Raw genomic sequence first — 19,655 nt, forward strand, 5'->3', positions numbered from 1 at the left:
ATGACGCCGGGTGCCCGTGGTAATGAGGTTCGCGGCGTTTTCATTTTCAATATATAATGGTTTGTGCGCGAGGAGGACTGAGATGGAACCGTGGATGTACATTTTGCTGCTTGGAGCAGCAATCGTAGTTGTCGGAATGCTGCGGCCGAAGGTTGTGCCAGAGGGCAATTCAACCGAACTGCGCCGCAATATGGAGGAAACGCTCGAGCATTACATGAGAGAGTTGGAAGTGGAAAATGAGAAGCTCATTACAGTAATCGAGCGTATGAAGAAAGAGAGTGATTTGCGCGATGACGCGTTGAGAAGAAGAATGGACAAGCTGGAGCACAATTGGAGCAGCTTCGAAGAACGACTTGCATCCGCGAATGAAGATGTGAAGGATGAGAGCGGCAAGCAGGAACAGAAGGCACCGCCAGAACCCCCTTCGATGCCGCAAGCGATCGTAGAGGAAGTATTATTTGAGACGAGTGAAGTGGACGACTTCGTAGAGACATTCCTGGATGACTTGCCTGAGGCGCCGGCCGCCGTGCCGCTGCGCGCCCGATACCCGGAGCTGTTCGCCTTGTTGGAACAAGGTTACTCGGAAGAAGAGGCAGCACAGCAGTTAGCGATGCCGAGAGGTGAAGCGCAATTAATTATTAAGCTGGAGCAGCAGGAGGTTCGCCGTGTTTAAAGATCGTCGTTTTTTAATCGGACTTGGAGCGGGAATTATTATAGGCGGACTGCTGCTTCAAATGATATTCATCGGGCAAAAATATGCGGTGCCCGTGTCGGAGCAGGAGCTGCGTGAGGCGGCGGAACGGGCTGGACTAGAGCTGGTGCCCCGGAATAACCAGGTGAACGAAAGCACCGACCAAGGACAACCGAAGCCAGTGAATAAGGATAATAAGTGAGTTGTTTTTGCCGGCGTTGATCCGGTCCAACTTCTCTTGCTAAAGAGATAGCGGGGATGGAGGTCTGGCTGGACTGCATTGGATTATTTCCGATGAACGGCACGCCAGATTCTGTTGGACCTTATCCAGTGGTTGGTTAGCCCGACAAAACGGTTGCAACTCGCATGGCGTTATGGTATATTAATTGACGGTGTTAAGAACACACGTCGATTAATTTCTACAAGGGTGCTTTCTGTCGCGACAAGTGCGGAAAGTCTTGGGGAAAGATGATATCGGCGGCGGATAAATAACCATATTGGGAGGTGTAGTGAAGATGGCAGTTATCTCCATGAAACAGCTGTTGGAAGCTGGGGTACACTTCGGTCACCAGACTCGTCGTTGGAACCCTAAGATGGACAAATATATCTTCACAGAACGTAACGGTATTTACATCATTGACTTGCAAAAGACAGTGAAAAAAGTTGAGGAAGCTTACAATTTTGTAAAATCCCTCGCAGGAGACAACGGAACAGTATTGTTCGTTGGTACAAAGAAACAAGCTCAAGATTCCGTTAAGGAAGAAGCAGAGCGTTGTGGAATGTACTATATCAACCAACGTTGGTTGGGTGGTACGTTGACTAACTTCCAAACGATTCAAAAGCGTATTGATCGCTTGAAGTTGCTTGAATCGATGGAAGAAGACGGGACATTCGAAGTATTGCCTAAGAAAGAAGTCATCTTGCTCCGCAAAGAGAAAGATCGTCTTGAAAAATTCTTGGGCGGTATTAAAAATATGAAGGGCCTGCCTAGCGCATTGTTCGTCATCGATCCTCGCAAAGAGCGTATTGCAGTTGCAGAAGCTCGCAAATTGGGTATCCCAATCGTTGGTATCGTTGATACGAACTGTGACCCGGATGAAATCGATCATGTTATCCCTGGTAACGACGATGCTATCCGTGCAGTGAAATTGTTGACTTCCAAGATGGCTGATGCAATCGTTGAAGCTCATCAAGGCGAAGAAACAACAGCTTAAGTTTGAAATTATAATTGGATGAACAAAGGGTGGTTGGCAGGTGGTTCACCTCTCACCGCCCTTTTTTTAAGGCGTATACACTATCCGGCAGCATGCCTCCGGCGATACATACGAGAGGCGGCCAAATCATTAATGGAGGGAACACGACATGGCAGTAAGTGCAAGTGCAGTAAAAGAATTGCGCGAAAAAACAGGCGCAGGGATGCTTGATTGCAAAAAAGCATTGGATGCAACGAACGGTGATTTGGAAAAAGCGATTGAACTTCTTCGCGAGAAAGGTCTGGCAGCCGCAGCAAGTAAAGCAGGGCGCGTAGCAACAGAAGGCGTTGTTGAGTCCTACATCCACGCTGGCGGACGAATCGGCGTATTGGTTGAAATCAACTGTGAAACCGACTTCGTTGCAAAAACAGATCAATTTAAAGATTTTGCACGCGATATCGCAATGCAAATTGCAGCAGCTTCTCCAAAATACGTTCGTCGTGACGAAGTCCCTCAAGACGAAATCGAAAAAGAGAAGGAAATTTTGAAAGCTCAAGCTTTGAACGAAGGCAAGCCTGAGAAGATCGTTGAAAAAATGGTTGAAGGCCGCATCAGTAAATACTATGAAGAGTTCTGCTTGTTGGAGCAGTCCTTCATTAAAGATCCGGACAAAACAATCGAAACATTGGTGAATGAAAAAATCGCCACAATCGGTGAAAACATCTCGATCCGTCGTTTTGTTCGTTACGAGCTGGGCGAAGGCTTGGAGAAAAAAGTGGATAATTTTGTTGAAGAAGTCATGGCCCAAGCAAATATGAACTAACCTTTCATTACAGGTTCTCATAGGGATACGCGGCTGATACGTAATCAACAGACGCGCTAAAAAGTTGGAACACATTGTGTTCCTTCTTTTTTAGCGGCCGTTAGGAAAAGTGGAGGGTAAACATTGAAACAACCGGTTTATAAACGCATCGTATTAAAAGTAAGCGGGGAATCATTATCAGGTCAAGCCGGCTACGGCATCGAATCTGGAGTTATTAATTCTATTGCCGAACAAGTCCAAGAGGTCGTAGAGCTTGGTGTTGAAGTCGCGATTGTGTGTGGTGGCGGCAACATCTGGCGCGGTATCGCAGGCAGCGAAAAAGGCATCGACCGCGGTACAGCCGATTATATGGGGATGCTTGCAACCGTAATGAACTCACTTGCATTACAAGATGCGCTCGAACAAATCGGCGTGCCGACACGCGTGCAAACTTCGATTGCGATGCAGCAAATCGCTGAACCTTATATTCGCCGCCGCGCTATCCGTCATTTGGAGAAGGGACGCGTCGTCATCTTCGCGGCTGGAACAGGGAATCCGTTCTTCTCGACGGACACGACGGCAGCACTGCGCGCTGCAGAAATCGAAGCCGATGTCATCTTGATGGCAAAAAATAAAGTCGACGGGGTTTACTCTGCCGACCCATTCAAGGACGAGACTGCAGAGAAATTCGAACAACTGACTTACATGGAAGTGCTAAACCGCAACCTGGGAGTTATGGATTCTACCGCATCTTCGCTTTGTATGGATAACAACATTCCGCTTATCGTTTTTGCCATTACGGAACAAGGCAATATTAAACGCGTCGTACTCGGCGAGAAGATTGGAACCATAGTAAAAGGGAGTGTAAACTAGTGCCACAAGCAGTGAAAAAGAACGCAGAAGAACGTATGGAAAAAGCTATTTCCGCCTTGAAACGCGAACTTGCTACCCTGCGTGCAGGACGCGCTACACCTGCTTTGCTTGATCGTGTGCAAGTTGAATACTACGGTGCGATGACTCCAGTGAATCAGTTGGCTAACATCAGCACGCCTGATTCTCGAACGCTAATCATTCAGCCGTGGGACAAATCGTCCATGTCCGAAATTGAGAGAGCGATTATGAAATCAGATCTCGGCTTGACGCCAGCAAATGACGGCACAATTATTCGCCTGTCCATTCCGCCATTGACGGAAGAACGCCGTTCGGACCTTGTTAAGCAAACAAAAAAATACGGTGAAGAAGCAAAAGTTGCCATTCGTAATGTTCGTCGTGATGCGAACGATGATATTAAGAAATTGGAAAAAACGACGATTTCTGAAGATGAATCTCGTCGTCATCAGGAAGACATTCAGAAGTCGACGGACAAATATATTGCCGAAGTCGATAAAGTATTGGCGATAAAAGAAAAGGAAATTATGGAAGTGTAATATACGGGAACGAGATTAGCGATTTGTTCTTCATGCCCCTCCGCACGGTGGGGTTTATTGTCTTTTTTTCATCACCGGGTTGGAGGAGACCGAATGATTAAGCGATTCCAAGCGTGGTTGCAGCAAAGGGGAAGCCGCAAACCGCCGGAACTGATGCCCGAAAATATCCCACAGCACGTGGCGATTATTATGGACGGCAACGGGCGTTGGGCGAAGAACCGTGGATTGCCGCGTGTCGCAGGCCATCATACAGGAATGAAAGCTGTGAAACGTGTCACCATCGCCGCAAACGACATCGGCATCAAGGTGTTGACGATGTATGCATTTTCCACTGAAAACTGGAAACGCCCGAAAGATGAAGTTGATTTTCTTATGAAGCTTCCTCAGGAATTTCTGTCTATTGAGCTGAATGAGCTGATTGAGAAAAATGTTCAAGTTCGTATGATGGGGTACCGCGATCGCTTGCCGCAGCATACAGTTCAGGCGCTTGAAGAAGCAATTGAAAAAACGAAACACAATACAGGGCTCATCCTGAATTTTGCGATGAACTATGGCAGCCAGCGTGAACTGATAGAAGGCTTTCGCGACATTACGCGAAAGATTGAGGAAGGAACGCTTCATGTCGATGATATTGATGAAGACACGATTCATAATCATTTGCTGTCACACAATTTACCAGATCCGGATTTGCTCATACGGACTAGCGGGGAAATGCGGTTAAGTAACTTTATGTTATGGCAGCTTGCTTACAGTGAATTGTGGTTCACCGATGTGTATTGGCCTGAGTTTACGGAACGGCATCTCATGGAGGCGGTTCTGGAATATCAACGCCGTTCTCGCAGATACGGTGGATTACACTAAGTTGGAGGAACAGTCTTTATGAAACAGCGAATCGTTACGGGACTAATAGCCGGCTCGTTATTCGGTGTATTGTGCGTCATCGGCGGTATGCCTTATGAATTGCTGCTCCTCGCGTTAGCCTTTGTGGGGTACTATGAGTTTGCCCGTATGCATCATGTGAAGCGATTCGATGCAACGTCCATCGCCGGCTATGTAACTTTAGCCCTAATCGCGATTCCTTGGGCGCAATGGTCTCTACCGTGGTCGATGTCGATGGAGACGGTCGTGTGGTTAAGCATGTTCGTAATGCTGTGTATGACGGTCATCACCAAAAATAAAGTGTCGATTGAGATCGTATCCCAACTGTGGCTTGGCGCATTTTACATTGGAATTGGTTTTAAATATATGATGTTGACACGTACGTCCATGGGAGATGAAGGTCTGTTTTGGACTTTGATGCTATTTTCTGCCATTTGGGCGTCGGATATTGGCGCTTATTTCGTTGGACGGGCTGTCGGCAAGCATAAGCTATGGCCTGCAATCAGTCCGAACAAGACGGTTGAAGGAGCGATAGGAGGCGTCATGACCTCCATCATCATCGCCTTTATGTTCCATTTCATTCGACCGGATCTCGTAAGCTTGACATTAGCTCTTGGCTTAGGAATCTCGGCAGCAGTCATCGGACAAATCGGAGATTTAATACAGTCTGCCTATAAACGGGTTCGCGGAGTAAAAGATTCCGGAACATTGCTTCCAGGTCACGGTGGTGTGCTGGATCGGTGCGACAGTTGGCTTATCGTATTTCCTTTCGTCCATCTGATCGGACTTTTAACGTTGTAAATTGAACTTCAGTTCTGAAGTTATTACCGAATAGATATAAATAAAAAAGAGGTGGAAGGATGAAACGGATTGCCGTATTAGGCTCGACAGGTTCCATCGGCACGCAAACGTTGGACGTTGTGAGACATCATCCAGAACATTTCAAGATTGAGGCAATGGCAGCAGGACGCAATGCTGCATTAGTTTTAGAACAAGTGCACGAGTTCCGGCCACGGAAAGTATCTGTTCAGGATAAAGAGGTTGCAGACCGCATCCGCCATCAGCTTCCGGCCGGTGTCGAATTGTTTTATGGTGCGGAAGGCTTGATCGAAGTTGCGGCGAATCATGAGGCAGATATGGTTATAACAGCTGTAGTAGGCAGTGTAGGGCTGCAATCGACGCTGGCGGCCATCGAAGCGGGCAAGACGATAGGGCTCGCTAATAAAGAGACACTAGTGACAGCGGGACATCTAGTGACAGCACGCGCCAAGGAGAATGGCGTTATGCTGATGCCTATCGACAGCGAGCACTCCGCTATATTCCAATGTCTGAACGGGGAAGCGGCTGAAGCGGTTCGTTCCATTACGCTCACAGGATCCGGAGGAAGCTTTCGCGATAAGAAGCGGGAAGAGCTGGAACATGTGACGATAGAGCAAGCGTTGAACCATCCCAATTGGTCCATGGGCGCCAAAATAACGATTGATTCGGCGACAATGGCCAATAAAGGACTTGAAATTATTGAAGCCCATTGGCTATTTGATATGCCGTATGAACGCATTAATGTACTTATACATCCAGAAAGCATTATCCATTCCTTCGTGGAGTATCAGGATGGCAGCATTATCGCGCAAATGGGTGTGCCGGATATGCGCGTGCCCATTCAATATGCGCTTACTTATCCGCAACGGATCCATAACCAAGCTCCTTCGTTGAATTTGGCGCAAGTGGCCAAGCTGCATTTCCGTGAAATGGACTATGATCGTTATCCGATGGTTCGTTATGCTTGTGAATGCGGCATAGCAGGGGGGACGGCGACGACCGTATTTAACGCAGCCAATGAAGTTGCGGTTGCCCGTTTTCTGCAAGGAGCGATTGGGTTCTTGGACATTGAACGAATTGTATATCAGATGATTTCGAAGCATGATATCATCCCTGTCCCATCCCTGGAGGAAATACAAGAGGCGGATGGACTTGCGAGAGCGGAAGCCGCAGCGATTTTATAGCACCAATTGGTTTTAGCGGATTCTCTTGTGCGGAATCGGAGAATAATGATAATCTATATAGATAAACGGCGACCCGAAATCGTGAAGGAGGATGCAACGCAGTGCAGATGGTGCAAATAGTATTTTTAACGATACTCGTCTTTTTCGTCATCGTGACGATCCACGAGTGGGGACACTTCTTTTTTGCGAAACGCGCAGGCATTCTCGTGCGAGAGTTTGCAATCGGGTTTGGTCCGAAAATATTCTCTTATACTCGAGAGGAGACGCGTTTTACGCTACGGCTGCTTCCGGTCGGCGGATATGTGCGCATGGCGGGGGAAGATCCCGAGATTGTAGAAATACAGCCTGGGCAGACCATTGCTGTTCGTATTGCGGATAACCAAGTGACGAAGATGTATCTCGATCAATTGGACATGCGTAAACAAGTCATCCGCGGCGAAGTGAGCAAGATTGATTTGGAGCGCGAATTGAAAGTGACTATGGACGTTGACGGTGAAACGATCACTTACGATATACATCCGCAAGCGATGATGGTCGTGAAAGGCGATGAAACCCAAATCGCTCCATACAACCGCCAATTCGGCAGCAAGACGGTCGGACAGCGCGCAATGTCTATTTTTGCGGGACCGCTGATGAATTTCATCCTTGCCTTCATCTTGTTCGGCGCATACATTCAATTCGCAGGGATACCGGTAGACAATCCGACCTTTGTAAAAATCGGTGATGTAACAGCAGATCTGCCCGCTGCTCAAGCACAATTGCAAAAAGGTGACATCATTGAAAAGGTCAATGACATGGTTGTTGGCGGAGATCGTGAGAAAATGATCGAGCTCATTTCGAAGTCTGAAGGGAAGCCGATGGACTTCGTCATCCGACGGGGTGATGAAGTCATCAAGGTAACACTTACCCCGCAAAAAGTGGAAGGTCAGGAAGGCGGAAAAGTTGGAATTGTGCCTATGCTGCCGACTCGAACGGCTTCGTTCGGAGAGACGATCAAGTTCGCTGGCGTCACGATGGTCGATACGACAGAACGCATCTTTGAAGGCTTCCGCATGCTTATATTCGGTCAGTTCAGTCTGGATGATCTTGGCGGACCAGTAAGAACATTTGAAGTAACCGGACAATTTGCCAAGCAGGGAATCGCGCAATTGACTTTCTGGACAGCGATTCTTAGTTTGTATTTGGGGATTTTTAACCTGTTGCCTATACCTGCTTTAGACGGGAGTCGCCTTGTCTTCCTGGGTATCGAAGGAGTTCGCGGCAAGCCGGTTGATCCGAATCGGGAGAGTATGGTTCATTTCGTAGGATTCGCCATGCTGATGTTGTTGATGCTGGCTGTCACCTACAACGATATACTTCGTTTAGTTAAAGGGTAATAGAAACGGAGATTTGATCAAAGAATGCCCTTTTAATGAAGCATTTATATGACACAGCTGTACGGAATAAATGATGATGCGGATTGTGTCTTCGGGAGGATTTTAACCGTTATGTCGAAAGAAAAACAATTTGTTACGGAAATTACACCTCAGCAAGAGGATTTCTCGCGCTGGTACATTGACGTCATCAAGAAGGCGGAATTAATGGATTATTCGCCGGTTCGCGGCTGTATCGTCTTCCGCCCGGACGGCTATGAAATTTGGGAGCATATTCGCGAAGAGTTGGACCGCCGTTTCAAAGAGACGGGTCACCGCAACGCCTATTTCCCATTGTTCATTCCAGAGAGCTTCTTCCAAAAAGAGAAGGAGCACGTGGAAGGCTTCAATCCGGAGCTGCCATGGGTAACGGAAGCCGGCGGTGAAGTGCTTGAGGAGAAGCTGGCGATTCGTCCGACATCAGAGACGATGATTGGTCATATGTATTCGAAATGGATCCAATCATACCGTGACTTGCCGGTACTGATTAATCAATGGGCGAACGTCGTTCGTTGGGAGAAGCGCACGCTTCCGTTCCTGCGAACGAGCGAATTTTTGTGGCAAGAAGGTCACACTGCACATGAAACGGAAGAGGAAGCACGTCAAGAGACGATGCTTATGCTGAAGACATACCGCGAGTTCGTTGAAGATTATTTGGCCATTCCGGTCATCGAAGGCCAGAAGACGCCTTCGGAGAAATTTGCGGGTGCTGTCGACACATTCTCTATCGAAGCGATGATGAAGGATGGACGAGCTGTTCAAGCCGGGACATCTCATTATTTAGGAACCAACTTTGCGGTTGCTTTCGATATTAAGTTTTTGGGTCGCGAGAACGAGCAGGAATTCGTGCATACGACGTCCTGGGGCGTGAGCACTCGTCTGATCGGGTCCCTTATTATGGTACATGGAGATGACCGCGGTCTTGCATTGCCGCCGAAGGTGGCTCCAACCCAAGTCATTATGATTCCTATCGGACCAGCGAAACTTCGCGATCAAGTCGTTGGCCGCGCCAACGAACTGTTCGGTGAATTGAAGCAAGCTGGCGTACGCGTCCGTATGGACGACCGTTCGGACATTAGTCCAGGCTGGAAATTTAATGAATATGAAATGCGCGGTGTGCCGGTGCGTCTCGAGATCGGCCCGCGTGATATGGAGAACGGCGTATGCATATTAGTATCCCGTATCACCGGTGAGAAGCGTGTGGTGGAACAAGCAAACTTGGTGGAAGAAGTGCGCAAAATGCTTGCGGATGTCCATCAGGAAATGTATGATCGCGCCAAGCAATTCCGCGACGAGCATTTCTACACGGTCGATTCGATTGATGAGATGAAAGCGGAGATGGAAGAGAAGCGCGGCTTTACGCTTGCCGGATGGTGCGGTTCAGAAGCGTGCGAGAAGCACGTGAAGGACGAAACCGGTGCAACGAGCCGTAATATTCCGTTCGATCCGCAGGAGAAGAAGACAACTTGCTTAGTGTGCGGCGAGGCTGCGAAGCATACGGTTGTGTTTGCTCGTGCGTACTAGATTGCCTTAGATACGTTTTACTGAAATAAGCCTGCTTGCAGACAGGATGAAGGGAAGCTTCCATCACGTGAACATCCAACGGAACACCGGAAGATGACTCGCCTGAGAGAGGCTTCTCTTTCATTGTTTCTCGTCGGCTGTACGCAGTCCTGAGACTGCAGGAAATAGAGGAGGTGGAAGAAACGGCATGTCGGACAAAAGACAACGATTTGAGCTATTAATGAAACAGGCGGATTTACCGGGGGAACTGGTAGACAGTTTTTTTCTGGATGGCCGGATTGAACAGGTGGAGTGCAGCCGTTCCAATCGGGAATGGACGATACACATCGGTAAATCATCAGTTGTCCCAGCGGAGGCCTATCGTTCCTTCTGTCTGAAGGTTCAAGATAAAATGTCTCATATTGCGAAGATTCGCATTATTTTTCACTATGACGAGCAAGTTGCCAGCGGAGATATCGTTGAGGCATATTGGGGGCTGTTCGTTGAATGGGTGAAGCGCGAGGTTGCCTCAGTAAATGGGTGGCTTCATCGAGCCAAGGTTGAAACCGAACAAGATCATGTTAAATTGACATTATCAGAAACGACAACGCTTGAGCTTGCGAAGAAGAAGAAAATTGATGATTATGTAGTCAAATTCTTCGAGACTTATTTCATGCGGACGCTCCGTGTGACGATTCAGGCAGGCAGCTTCGATAGCAGTGCGTATGAAGCGTTCCAGGCGAAGGTCGTGCAGGAAGAGCGGCATGCGGTTCAGCAAATTATGGAGAGCGCGGAGCGCGAGGTAGCGGAAGCGGAGGGCGAAGCTCCTGAACGGCTGCAGGTCGGTTATGATATTAAAGATAACCCGACTCCTATTATGGACATCCAGGAAGAGGAGAAGCGGGTGACCGTCCAAGGCGCCGTATTTGGTCTCGAGATGAAGGAGTTGCGCAACGGCAGCACGCTCTTTACGTTCAATTTGACCGATTTCTCGGATTCTATCATGCTCAAAATGTTCGCGAAGACGAAGGAAGACGTGAAGATGCTGAGCCTCATTTCGAACGGGAAATGGCTGAGGGCGCGAGGACGCGTGGAATACGATCGCTTCATGCAGGTGCCCGAGCTTGTCATGATGCCGTCTGATGTGAACGAAGTGACGCCGCCCGCCGAACGCAAGGATACGGCGGAAGAGAAGCGGATTGAGTTCCATTTACATTCGTCAATGAGTGCAATGGATGCAGTCACCTCGATTAGCGACTACATCAAGCAAGCGGCGAAGTGGGGACATCCGGCGATCGCGGTGACGGACCATGGAAATGTGCAGTGCTATCCGGAAGCTGCGAAGGCGGCTAAGAAGCACGGCATCAAGATGATCTATGGCTTGGAAGCGAACGTCGTCAATGATAATTTGGAAGTGGTCATGAACTCAGATTCGCGCAACTTGAAAGAGGCGACATACGTCGTATTTGATATCGAGACGACCGGACTGTCCGTAACCAACAACAAAATCATCGAAATTGCGGGCGTGAAGATCCAGGACGGGGAGGAAATCGACCGTTATACCTCGTTCGTCAATCCACACGAGCGCATTCCATACAACATTCAACAGCTAACGAATATTACGGATGAAATGGTTCAGGATGCGCCTGAGGTCGATAAGGTCTTGCCCGAATTCGCCGATTTTGCAGGCGACGCAATTCTGGTGGCGCATAACGCCCGCTTTGATATGGGCTTCGTACAGAATAACTTGAAAAAGCTCGGATTGCCGGAGCTGACGAATCCGGTGCTGGATACGTTGGAACTGGCGCGGCTATTGCATCCCAGCATGAAAAATCACCGCCTCAATACGCTCGCGGATAAATATAAAGTATCACTTGAGAATCATCACCGCGCGATTGACGATACGATCGCGCTCGCCGGCATATTGAACGGGCTCTTGAACGATGTATATCAGATTCGCGGTATTGAAATGCTGGAACGGTTAAACGATTATGTCGGGCAAAACCTGCAAAATGCCCGGCCTTTCCATTGCAATATTTATGCCATGAATTCGGTAGGGAAGAAAAATCTGTTCAAGCTTATATCGATGTCTCATACCGAGTATTTCAAGCGTGTCGCTTGCATTCCGAAGAGCAAGCTCGTGGAAATGAGAGAGGGATTGCTCGTCATGTCCGGCTGCGAGAAAGGTGAATTTTTCGAGACGGTCTTAAATAAATCGCTGGAAGAAGCAGAACAGATCGCCGAGTTCTATGACGTGCTGGAGATTCAACCGTTGACGATGTACATGCACTTGGTGGAGAAAGGACTGGTGGGCTCAACCGCCCAAATCCAAGATGCGCTGCGCAAGGTTATCCAGATAGGAGACAAGCTGAATAAGCTGGTCGTGGCGACTGGCAACGTTCATTATTTGAGTCCGCGCGACAAGCTGTTCCGTGACATTACAATTCACGGCATTACGGGATTCAGTCCGCTTAAGGATCTCCGGAAGCCAGATGCGCATTTCCGCACGACGAACGAAATGCTGCAGGAATTCGAATTTCTCGGCAAAGACCTTGCCTACAAGGTCGTCGTGAAGAACACGAACGAGCTGGCGGAACGGATTGAGGAATTCGAACTATTCCCCGATAAGCTGTTCACGCCGATTATTGACGGTGCCGACGAAGAGATGCGTTCGAAATGCTACGATACGGCGAAGCAGATATATGGGGAACCGATACCGGAAATCGTCGTGAAGCGTCTCGAGAAGGAGCTGGATCCGATTATTAAATACGGATTTTCGGCCAACTATTTAATTTCGGAACGGCTCGTAAAAAAATCGAACGAGGATGGCTATTTGGTCGGCTCGCGGGGTTCGGTCGGATCCTCTGTCGTTGCGACATTCCTCGGCATCTCGGAAGTTAACCCGCTTCCGCCGCATTACACTTGCCGCAATTCGGATTGCAAGCATAGTGAATGGTTCACAGACGGCAGTGTGCCGAGCGGCTTTGACTTGCCGGACAAAAATTGTCCGGAGTGTGGACAACCGATGAAAGGCGAAGGCCAAGATATCCCATTCGAAACGTTCCTCGGCTTCAAGGGAGACAAAGTTCCCGATATCGATTTGAACTTCTCCGGAGAATATCAGCCGATTGCCCATAACTATACGAAGGTGCTGTTCGGCGAGAAGAGCGTGTTCCGTGCGGGGACGATCGGCACAGTCGCGGAGAAGACGGCGTATGGGTACACGAAGAAGTATGAGGAGGACTATGGGAAGAAATGGCGTGGAGCCGAATTGAACCGACTGGCGGCTGGGTGCACCGGCGTCAAGCGAAGCACGGGGCAGCACCCGGGCGGTATCGTCGTCGTACCGGATTACATTGAAGTCGAAGACGTTACACCGGTCCAATTCCCTGCGGATGATACGAGCGCGGAGTGGAAGACGACGCACTTCGATTATCACGCGTTCGAAATGAATCTGCTCAAGCTCGATATTCTCGGGCACGATGATCCGACGATGATGCGCATGCTTCAAGATTTGACCGGAGTCGATCCGACGACGATTCCGATGAATGATCCGAAGGTCATGAGCATGTTCAACTCGACTGATTCGCTTGGCGTAAGGCCAGATCAAATACGCTCGCCGGTTGCAACCTTCGGCATTCCGGAAATGGGGACGCGTTTTGTCCGTCAGATGCTTATGGAATCGCAGCCGACTTCGTTTGCTGATTTGCTGCAAATCTCGGGATTGTCGCATGGTACGGGGGTATGGCTCGGTAATGCGCAAGAGTTGATTAAGAATGGTGTCTGTACGATCAAAACGGTTATCGGTTGTCGTGACGAAATTATGCTCTATTTGATTTATAAAGCAGGTATGGATGCGGGGCTTGCCTTTAAAATTACGGAAAGCGTGCGTAAAGGAAAGGGATTGACGCCGGAATGGATCGAGGAGATGAAGCGTTGCAATGTGCCGCAATGGTACATTGACTCCTGTCTCAAAATCCAATACATGTTCCCGAAAGCGCACGCTGCGGCGTATGTCATTTCCGCGGTGCGTACTGCTTATTTCAAGCTGTATCATCCGATTGAATTTTACGCGACGTACTTTACGGTAAGAGCGGAGGATTTCGACATTGAGCTGTGCTGCCAAGGCTACGACGCTATCAATCGCAAGATTGATGAGATCGAAGCGAAAGGGTTCCAAGCAACCACGAAAGAGAAAAGCATGATTGCGATATTGGAAATGGCGGTTGAAATGACAGCACGCGGTTTCTCGTTTAAACCAATTGACTTGTACCGCTCGGATGCGACGAAGTTCTTGGTGGACGGAGAGGCGCTCATTCCACCGTTCTCCGCCGTTCAAGGCATCGGCGAGAACGCGGCACGCAACATTGCGGCATCGCGCGAGGGCGGAGAATATTTGTCCGTGGAAGATTTCCAGATGCGTTCAAAGGCGACGAAGACGATAGTGGAACTGCTCAATCAAATGGGCTGCTTCCGTGGACTGCCGGAAAGCAACCAGTTGTCGCTATTCTAAGTGCAAGCATGAGGAAGCGCCTGCTGGGGCCGCAGGGGCAATGGAATACCCTTGCCATTCCATAGACGGCTATGATATAATTTTTTTGGTAATCATGTGGATAAATCCGTTAACGTAAAGAGTGGGGAAACCCACTCTTTCATATTTGCTACGGATTCTGACATATACAGTCTATATTCCTTACATTGTAGGAGGTCCTTTGCATTGAGTTCACCGAATATCAAATCGGTAGTGGAGAACATGGTTATGCCGTTTTTGGAAGAGAACGGCATTGAACTTGTCGACGTGGAATATGTGAAGGAAGGCAGCAGCTGGTTCTTACGCGTATTTGTGGACAAGGATGGCGGCATCGATATTGAGGATTGTGGCCGCGTCAGTGAATATTTGAGTCTGAAGTTGGATGAGGAAGATCCGATTTCGGATGCTTATTTCTTAGAGGTATCCTCACCGGGTGCCGAGCGGCCGCTGAAGAAAGCACAAGACTTCGTCAAAGCGGTGGGCAAACACGTGTATGTGACTACATACGAACCGATTGGCGGGCTGAAGGAGTTTGAGGGTCAGCTCGTTTCGTTTGATGAACAGACCGTGGTGGTTCAAGTCGGTAACAAAGAGCACGCGCTTCCTTACGACAAAGTAGCTAGCGCACGACTTGCGATAGTCTTCTAATATGAATGGAATCAAGCCGGTATCGGCTGAAAGGGGGAACTAACCAAATGAGTATGGATTTTATTGAAGCTTTGACGGAGATCGAAAGAGAGAAAGGGATTAGCAAGGATGTGCTGATCGATGCGATCGAAGCAGCACTCATTTCGAGTTACAAACGTAATTTTAATACAGCGCAAAATGTGCGTGTCGATATTAACCGGGCAACCGGTGTCATTAAAGTATTTGCACGCAAGACGGTTGTGGACGAGGTACTTGATCCGCGCATGGAAATTTCGCTCCACGCTTCACGCGAACTGAATCCTAATTATCAATTGGATGATGTGTGCGAAATCGAGGTAACTCCACGCGATTTCGGACGCATTGCGGCGCAAACTGCGAAGCAGGTTGTGACCCAGCGCATCCGCGAGGCGGAACGCGGGCTCATCTACAACGCTTTTATTGACAAAGCTGATGATATCGTAACTGGTATCGTGCAGCGTCAAGACATGCGTAATGTGTATGTGGATCTTGGTAAGGTAGAAGCGGTACTTCCTCTGAATGAAGTGATGCCGAGTGAGAAATTTAAGCACGGCGATCGCGTGAAAGCATACATTACGAAAGTGGAAAATACGACAAAGGGCCCGCAAATTATTTTATCCCGCACGCACCCAGGGCTTCTGAAGCGTCTATTCGAGCTTGAAGTTCCGGAAATTTTTGACGGTGTCGTCGAGATTAAATCCGTTGCTCGCGAAGCTGGGCAGCGTTCGAAAATTGCGGTATATTCCCGCAATGAAGAAGTTGACCCGGTCGGCTCCTGTGTTGGTCCGAAAGGAATGCGCGTCCAGACGATTGTAAATGAACTGCGTGGTGAAAAGATTGATATCGTCCGTTGGTCGGAAGATGTGCAAGAGTATGTAGCGAACGCACTCAGCCCGTCCAAGGTCGTTGAGGTGGATGTGCGTGAAGCAGAGAAGATGGCGCGCGTTATCGTCCCTGACTATCAATTGTCGCTTGCTATCGGTATTAAAGGTCAAAATGCTCGTCTTGCAGCAAAATTGACCGGATGGAAGATAGACATTAAGAGTGAATCTCAAGCGGAACAAGAACCGGCGGCCGAAGAAAATGAATCGCTTGCGGATCCGGAAGAAAACGTAGAAATAAGCGAATAACACCGAAGGCGCGACCAACGCCATATGAAACGGTCGCAGCCTTCTCTGGACGGTGCGATCGGATCGTAAGGGGGTATGAGTCATGAGACAAAGAAAAGTGCCGCTGCGCAAATGTGTCGCATGTCAGGAAATGATGCCGAAGAAAGAACTTATTCGTGTTGTGAAGACGCCCCAGGATGAAGTGCTAATCGATTTGACAGGGAAAAAATCAGGTCGCGGCGCATATTTGTGCGGAAAGCTATCCTGCTTTAAGCTGGCTCATAAATCGCGTGCTTTGGATCGGGCGTTGAAGCATCAGGTGCATTCCGAAATATATGAACAGCTTGCTAACGATTTCGTGAAAGTGGAAGATGAATTTCGCGCTTTGCAAGAGCGGGAGGACGATGATGAGTAAGCTGATGTCGCAGCTAGGCCTCTCGCGCCGGGCAGGCAAGCTCGTTACAGGGGACGAGAATGTGATGAAGGCGATTCGAAGCAAGCAAGCGCGGCTCGTATTCGTTGCGGGGGATGCATCGGAGAACACGAAAAAGAAGTTTCGGGATAAATGCCATAGCTACAGCGTGCCGCTTGTCATCGGGTTTGACCGAATGATGCTTGGGGAAAGCCTCGGCAAAGCGGAACAGGTGGTCTTGGCGGTTACGGATCATGGGTTTGCGAACATGATGCAGAACGGACTGAAAACTATGTCGGAGGTGGAGTATATTGACTAAACAAGAGAAGGACAATAAAGACAAATTGAGAGTGTATGAATATGCCAAATCGCTCAATATGAGCAGCAAAGAAATTATTACGATTCTCAAGCGTATTAACATTCCAGTAAACAACCATATGAGTGTAATGGAGAATGATGCAGTGGTAAAAGTAGAACAGTTTTTTAAGGATGTAAAAGCAAATGCACAAGCGAAGCGTGAGGGCGGACCGCAATCTAAACCGCAAACGCAAGCGCAAGTCAGTCAAGTGAGCAGCAAACCTGCCGAAGCGCCAAAGAGAACGGACAACAGCGGTAAAGAAGGCAACGAGAATAAGCCGCGTCAAGGACAGCGTGAAGGACAGCGTGAAGGACAGCGTCATCCGCAGCGTGAAGGACAGCGTGATGGAAATCGCAGTGGTTCGCGTGATGGACGTCCGTCGAGCCCAGCGGCTTCTTCGGATCGCAACGCTAATCGTGGTGGAGCTCGTGATGGTCAAAGAGAACAACAGAGACAGGGCGGCGATAGACAAACTTCTATGAATACAAGACAAGGTAACAATCAGGGGAAACCGACGGGACAAGGTGAACAACGCAGACCGCAGCAAGGCGGCCAATCCAATAATATGAATCGGGGCGGACAGCAGAGAACTGCACCGCAGCAGCAGCAGCGTAACGACCAAGGCAAATCGCAACAGCCTCAGCGTCAACAGCAGCCTGCACGCAGCTTCGATTCGACGAATAACGACAGCTTCTCTCAGAAGCCAGGCGGCAACAAAAATCAAAGCAGAAAGCCGAACTCCACGACTAAGCGCTTTGATGACAACAGAACGGGCGGCGGCATGCGCAACGGTCGTGGCGGTCGCGGCGGCAAGAACCGCGGCAGAGGGAACAATCAACAGCAAGTGCATCGTGAAAAAATTGACAATACACCGAAAAAGATTATTGTGCGCGGAGAGATGACGGTAGGAGAACTCGCGAAGCTGCTCCACAAGGATGCTTCCGAAGTCATCAAGAAGCTCTTATTCCTCGGTGTGATGGCGACCATCAACCAAGAGGTCGATTTGGAAACGATTCAGCTGATTGCGGATGAGTTCAAGGTTGAAGTGGACTTGAAACTTCCGGTTTCCGAAGATCCGTTCGAAGAAACAGAAGAAAAAGACGAAGAAGCTGACCTGCAAGAGCGTCCGGCTGTCGTTACAATTATGGGTCACGTCGACCACGGGAAGACGACTCTGCTTGATGCTATCCGCAAAACAAATGTAACAAGTGCTGAAGCGGGCGGTATTACGCAGCATATCGGAGCATACCAAGTCGAATACAACAATAAGAAGGTTACGTTCCTGGATACACCGGGTCACGAGGCATTTACATTGATGCGTTCCCGTGGTGCGCAAGTTACGGACATTACGATTATCGTCGTAGCGGCAGATGACGGTGTCATGCCGCAAACCGTAGAAGCGATTAGCCATGCAAAAGCAGCAAATTGCCCGATTATTGTTGCCGTGAACAAGGTTGATAAGCCAGAAGCTAACCCGGATCGCGTGAAGCAAGAATTGACGGAATATGAACTCGTTCCAGAAGAATGGGGCGGAGATACGATTTTCGTCAACGTGTCTGCGAAACAGGGCATGGGGCTTGATGAACTGCTTGAAATGATTTTGCTCGTGTCAGAAGTAAATGAGTACAAGGCGAACCCTGACAAACGAGCTCGCGGTACGGTTATCGAAGCAGAGCTTGATAAAGGCCGCGGACCGGTCGTGCGTATTCTCGTGCAGCACGGAACGCTCAAAGTCGGAGATGCCTTCGTAGCCGGCACATGCTTCGGGCGTGTACGCGCGATGGTTAATGATCGTGGACGCCGCTTGAAAGAAGCAGGTCCATCTACTCCAGTAGAAATTACAGGTTTGACTGATGTTCCGCAAGCAGGCGATCCGTTCATGGCGTTCGAGGACGAGCGCAAAGCGCGTTCCATTGCGGAGAAGCGTGCAACGACATACAGACAAAGCCAGTTGGGCGCCAATACGCGCGTAACGCTTGACGACCTGTTCAAGCACATTAAAGAAGGCGAAATGAAAGAACTGAACGTCATCATTAAAGGGGACGTGCAAGGTTCGGTCGAAGCGCTGCGCGGTTCGCTTCAGAAAATCGACGTTGAAGGTGTTCGCGTCAAGATTTTGCATTCCGGTGTCGGCGCCATTACCGAATCCGATATCATCCTGGCGACGGCTTCCAACGCCATTGTCGTCGGATTCAACGTTCGTCCGGACGCGCAAGCGAAAGCAACGGCGGATGAAGAGAAAGTGGACATTCGTCTGCATCGAGTCATCTACACTATCGTAGAAGAAATCGAGCAAGCGATGAAAGGGATGCTTGATCCGGAGTATAAAGAAGTCGTTATTGGTCATGCTGAAGTACGGAATACGTTCAAAATCAGCAAGATCGGTACGATTGCGGGCTGTATGATTACGCAAGGCAAGATTTCCCGCGCGGCAGAAGCTCGCTTGATTCGCGATGGCATCGTCATTTTCGAAGGGAAAATCGACTCGCTTAAGCGCTTCAAGGATGATGCAAAAGAAGTCGCACAAGGATATGAGTGTGGAATTATGCTGGATAAGTACAACGATCTCAGAGAAGGCGACGTCATCGAAGCGTTTGTCATGGAGACGGTTGAACGCAAATAAACACACCTGTACGGCAGCAGCTTCCACAGCAACTAATGAAATGAGG

The 19,655-nt window shown here is 49.0% G+C and carries 17 protein-coding genes; all 17 read left to right on the forward strand.

The window, feature by feature from the left end; all coding sequences use genetic code 11:
* Window positions 1-82 precede the first annotated feature (82 nt).
* The 17 genes from LQV63_RS01955 (at window position 83) to infB (ending at window position 19,609) form a co-directional block, all read left to right on the forward strand.
* Entirely contained in the window at window positions 83-673 is a 591-nt protein-coding gene (locus tag LQV63_RS01955; RefSeq protein ID WP_019425014.1) for a hypothetical protein, read from the forward strand.
* Window positions 666-893 carry a hypothetical protein gene (locus LQV63_RS01960; RefSeq protein ID WP_019425015.1) on the forward strand — a complete coding sequence of 76 codons (228 nt, stop codon included), beginning with the start codon at window positions 666-668 and terminating at the stop codon, window positions 891-893. The genes LQV63_RS01955 and LQV63_RS01960 overlap by 8 nt, the downstream gene beginning before the upstream one ends.
* A gap of 313 nt (window positions 894-1,206) precedes the next feature.
* Window positions 1,207-1,905 (forward strand): 30S ribosomal protein S2, encoded by a 699-nt coding sequence (gene rpsB, locus LQV63_RS01965; protein ID WP_019425016.1) that lies wholly within the window; start codon window positions 1,207-1,209, stop codon window positions 1,903-1,905.
* A gap of 148 nt (window positions 1,906-2,053) precedes the next feature.
* Window positions 2,054-2,707 (forward strand): translation elongation factor Ts, encoded by a 654-nt coding sequence (gene tsf / locus LQV63_RS01970; protein WP_019425017.1) that lies wholly within the window; start codon window positions 2,054-2,056, stop codon window positions 2,705-2,707.
* Between the two features lie 123 nt (window positions 2,708-2,830).
* Window positions 2,831-3,559 (forward strand): UMP kinase, encoded by a 729-nt coding sequence (pyrH, locus tag LQV63_RS01975; protein WP_019425018.1) that lies wholly within the window; start codon window positions 2,831-2,833, stop codon window positions 3,557-3,559.
* Window positions 3,559-4,113, forward strand: a complete 555-nt coding sequence (gene frr / locus LQV63_RS01980) for a ribosome recycling factor (protein ID WP_019425019.1) — start codon at window positions 3,559-3,561, stop codon at window positions 4,111-4,113. The genes pyrH and frr overlap by 1 nt, the downstream gene beginning before the upstream one ends.
* Before the next feature lie 93 nt (window positions 4,114-4,206).
* Window positions 4,207-4,974 carry an isoprenyl transferase gene (locus LQV63_RS01985; protein WP_267933833.1) on the forward strand — a complete coding sequence of 256 codons (768 nt, stop codon included), beginning with the start codon at window positions 4,207-4,209 and terminating at the stop codon, window positions 4,972-4,974.
* Window positions 4,975-4,992: 18 nt separating this feature from the next.
* Window positions 4,993-5,793, forward strand: a complete 801-nt coding sequence (locus LQV63_RS01990; protein WP_233695451.1) for a phosphatidate cytidylyltransferase — start codon at window positions 4,993-4,995, stop codon at window positions 5,791-5,793.
* Between the two features lie 59 nt (window positions 5,794-5,852).
* The gene (locus LQV63_RS01995) at window positions 5,853-6,995 is read left to right on the forward strand and encodes a 1-deoxy-D-xylulose-5-phosphate reductoisomerase (RefSeq protein WP_019425022.1); all 1,143 of its coding nucleotides are present in this window, start codon (window positions 5,853-5,855) and stop codon (window positions 6,993-6,995) included.
* 101 nt (window positions 6,996-7,096) lie between these two features.
* Window positions 7,097-8,371, forward strand: coding sequence for an RIP metalloprotease RseP (gene rseP / locus LQV63_RS02000; protein ID WP_233695452.1), 1,275 nt, complete (start codon window positions 7,097-7,099; stop codon window positions 8,369-8,371).
* Between the two features lie 111 nt (window positions 8,372-8,482).
* A complete protein-coding gene (gene proS, locus LQV63_RS02005) occupies window positions 8,483-9,931 on the forward strand; it encodes a proline--tRNA ligase (protein ID WP_233695453.1) in 1,449 nt (482 codons plus the stop codon).
* A 187-nt stretch (window positions 9,932-10,118) separates the two neighbouring features.
* Window positions 10,119-14,423, forward strand: a complete 4,305-nt coding sequence (locus LQV63_RS02010; RefSeq protein WP_233695454.1) for a PolC-type DNA polymerase III — start codon at window positions 10,119-10,121, stop codon at window positions 14,421-14,423.
* 204 nt (window positions 14,424-14,627) lie between these two features.
* Complete coding sequence (gene rimP, locus LQV63_RS02015) at window positions 14,628-15,089, forward strand: ribosome maturation factor RimP (protein WP_019425026.1); 462 nt, start codon at window positions 14,628-14,630, stop codon at window positions 15,087-15,089.
* Window positions 15,090-15,136: 47 nt separating this feature from the next.
* Window positions 15,137-16,237 carry a transcription termination factor NusA gene (gene nusA / locus LQV63_RS02020; RefSeq protein ID WP_019425027.1) on the forward strand — a complete coding sequence of 367 codons (1,101 nt, stop codon included), beginning with the start codon at window positions 15,137-15,139 and terminating at the stop codon, window positions 16,235-16,237.
* A gap of 82 nt (window positions 16,238-16,319) precedes the next feature.
* Complete coding sequence (gene rnpM / locus LQV63_RS02025) at window positions 16,320-16,631, forward strand: RNase P modulator RnpM (protein WP_019425028.1); 312 nt, start codon at window positions 16,320-16,322, stop codon at window positions 16,629-16,631.
* Window positions 16,624-16,947 (forward strand): L7Ae/L30e/S12e/Gadd45 family ribosomal protein, encoded by a 324-nt coding sequence (locus LQV63_RS02030; protein ID WP_019425029.1) that lies wholly within the window; start codon window positions 16,624-16,626, stop codon window positions 16,945-16,947. Before rnpM ends, LQV63_RS02030 begins: the two co-directional genes overlap by 8 nt.
* Window positions 16,940-19,609 (forward strand): translation initiation factor IF-2, encoded by a 2,670-nt coding sequence (infB, locus tag LQV63_RS02035; RefSeq protein ID WP_233695455.1) that lies wholly within the window; start codon window positions 16,940-16,942, stop codon window positions 19,607-19,609. Before LQV63_RS02030 ends, infB begins: the two co-directional genes overlap by 8 nt.
* The last annotated feature ends 46 nt before the right edge of the window (window positions 19,610-19,655 follow it).

The sequence above is a fragment of the Paenibacillus profundus genome, assembly GCF_021369635.1.
Lineage (GTDB): Bacteria > Bacillota > Bacilli > Paenibacillales > Paenibacillaceae > Paenibacillus_B > Paenibacillus_B profundus.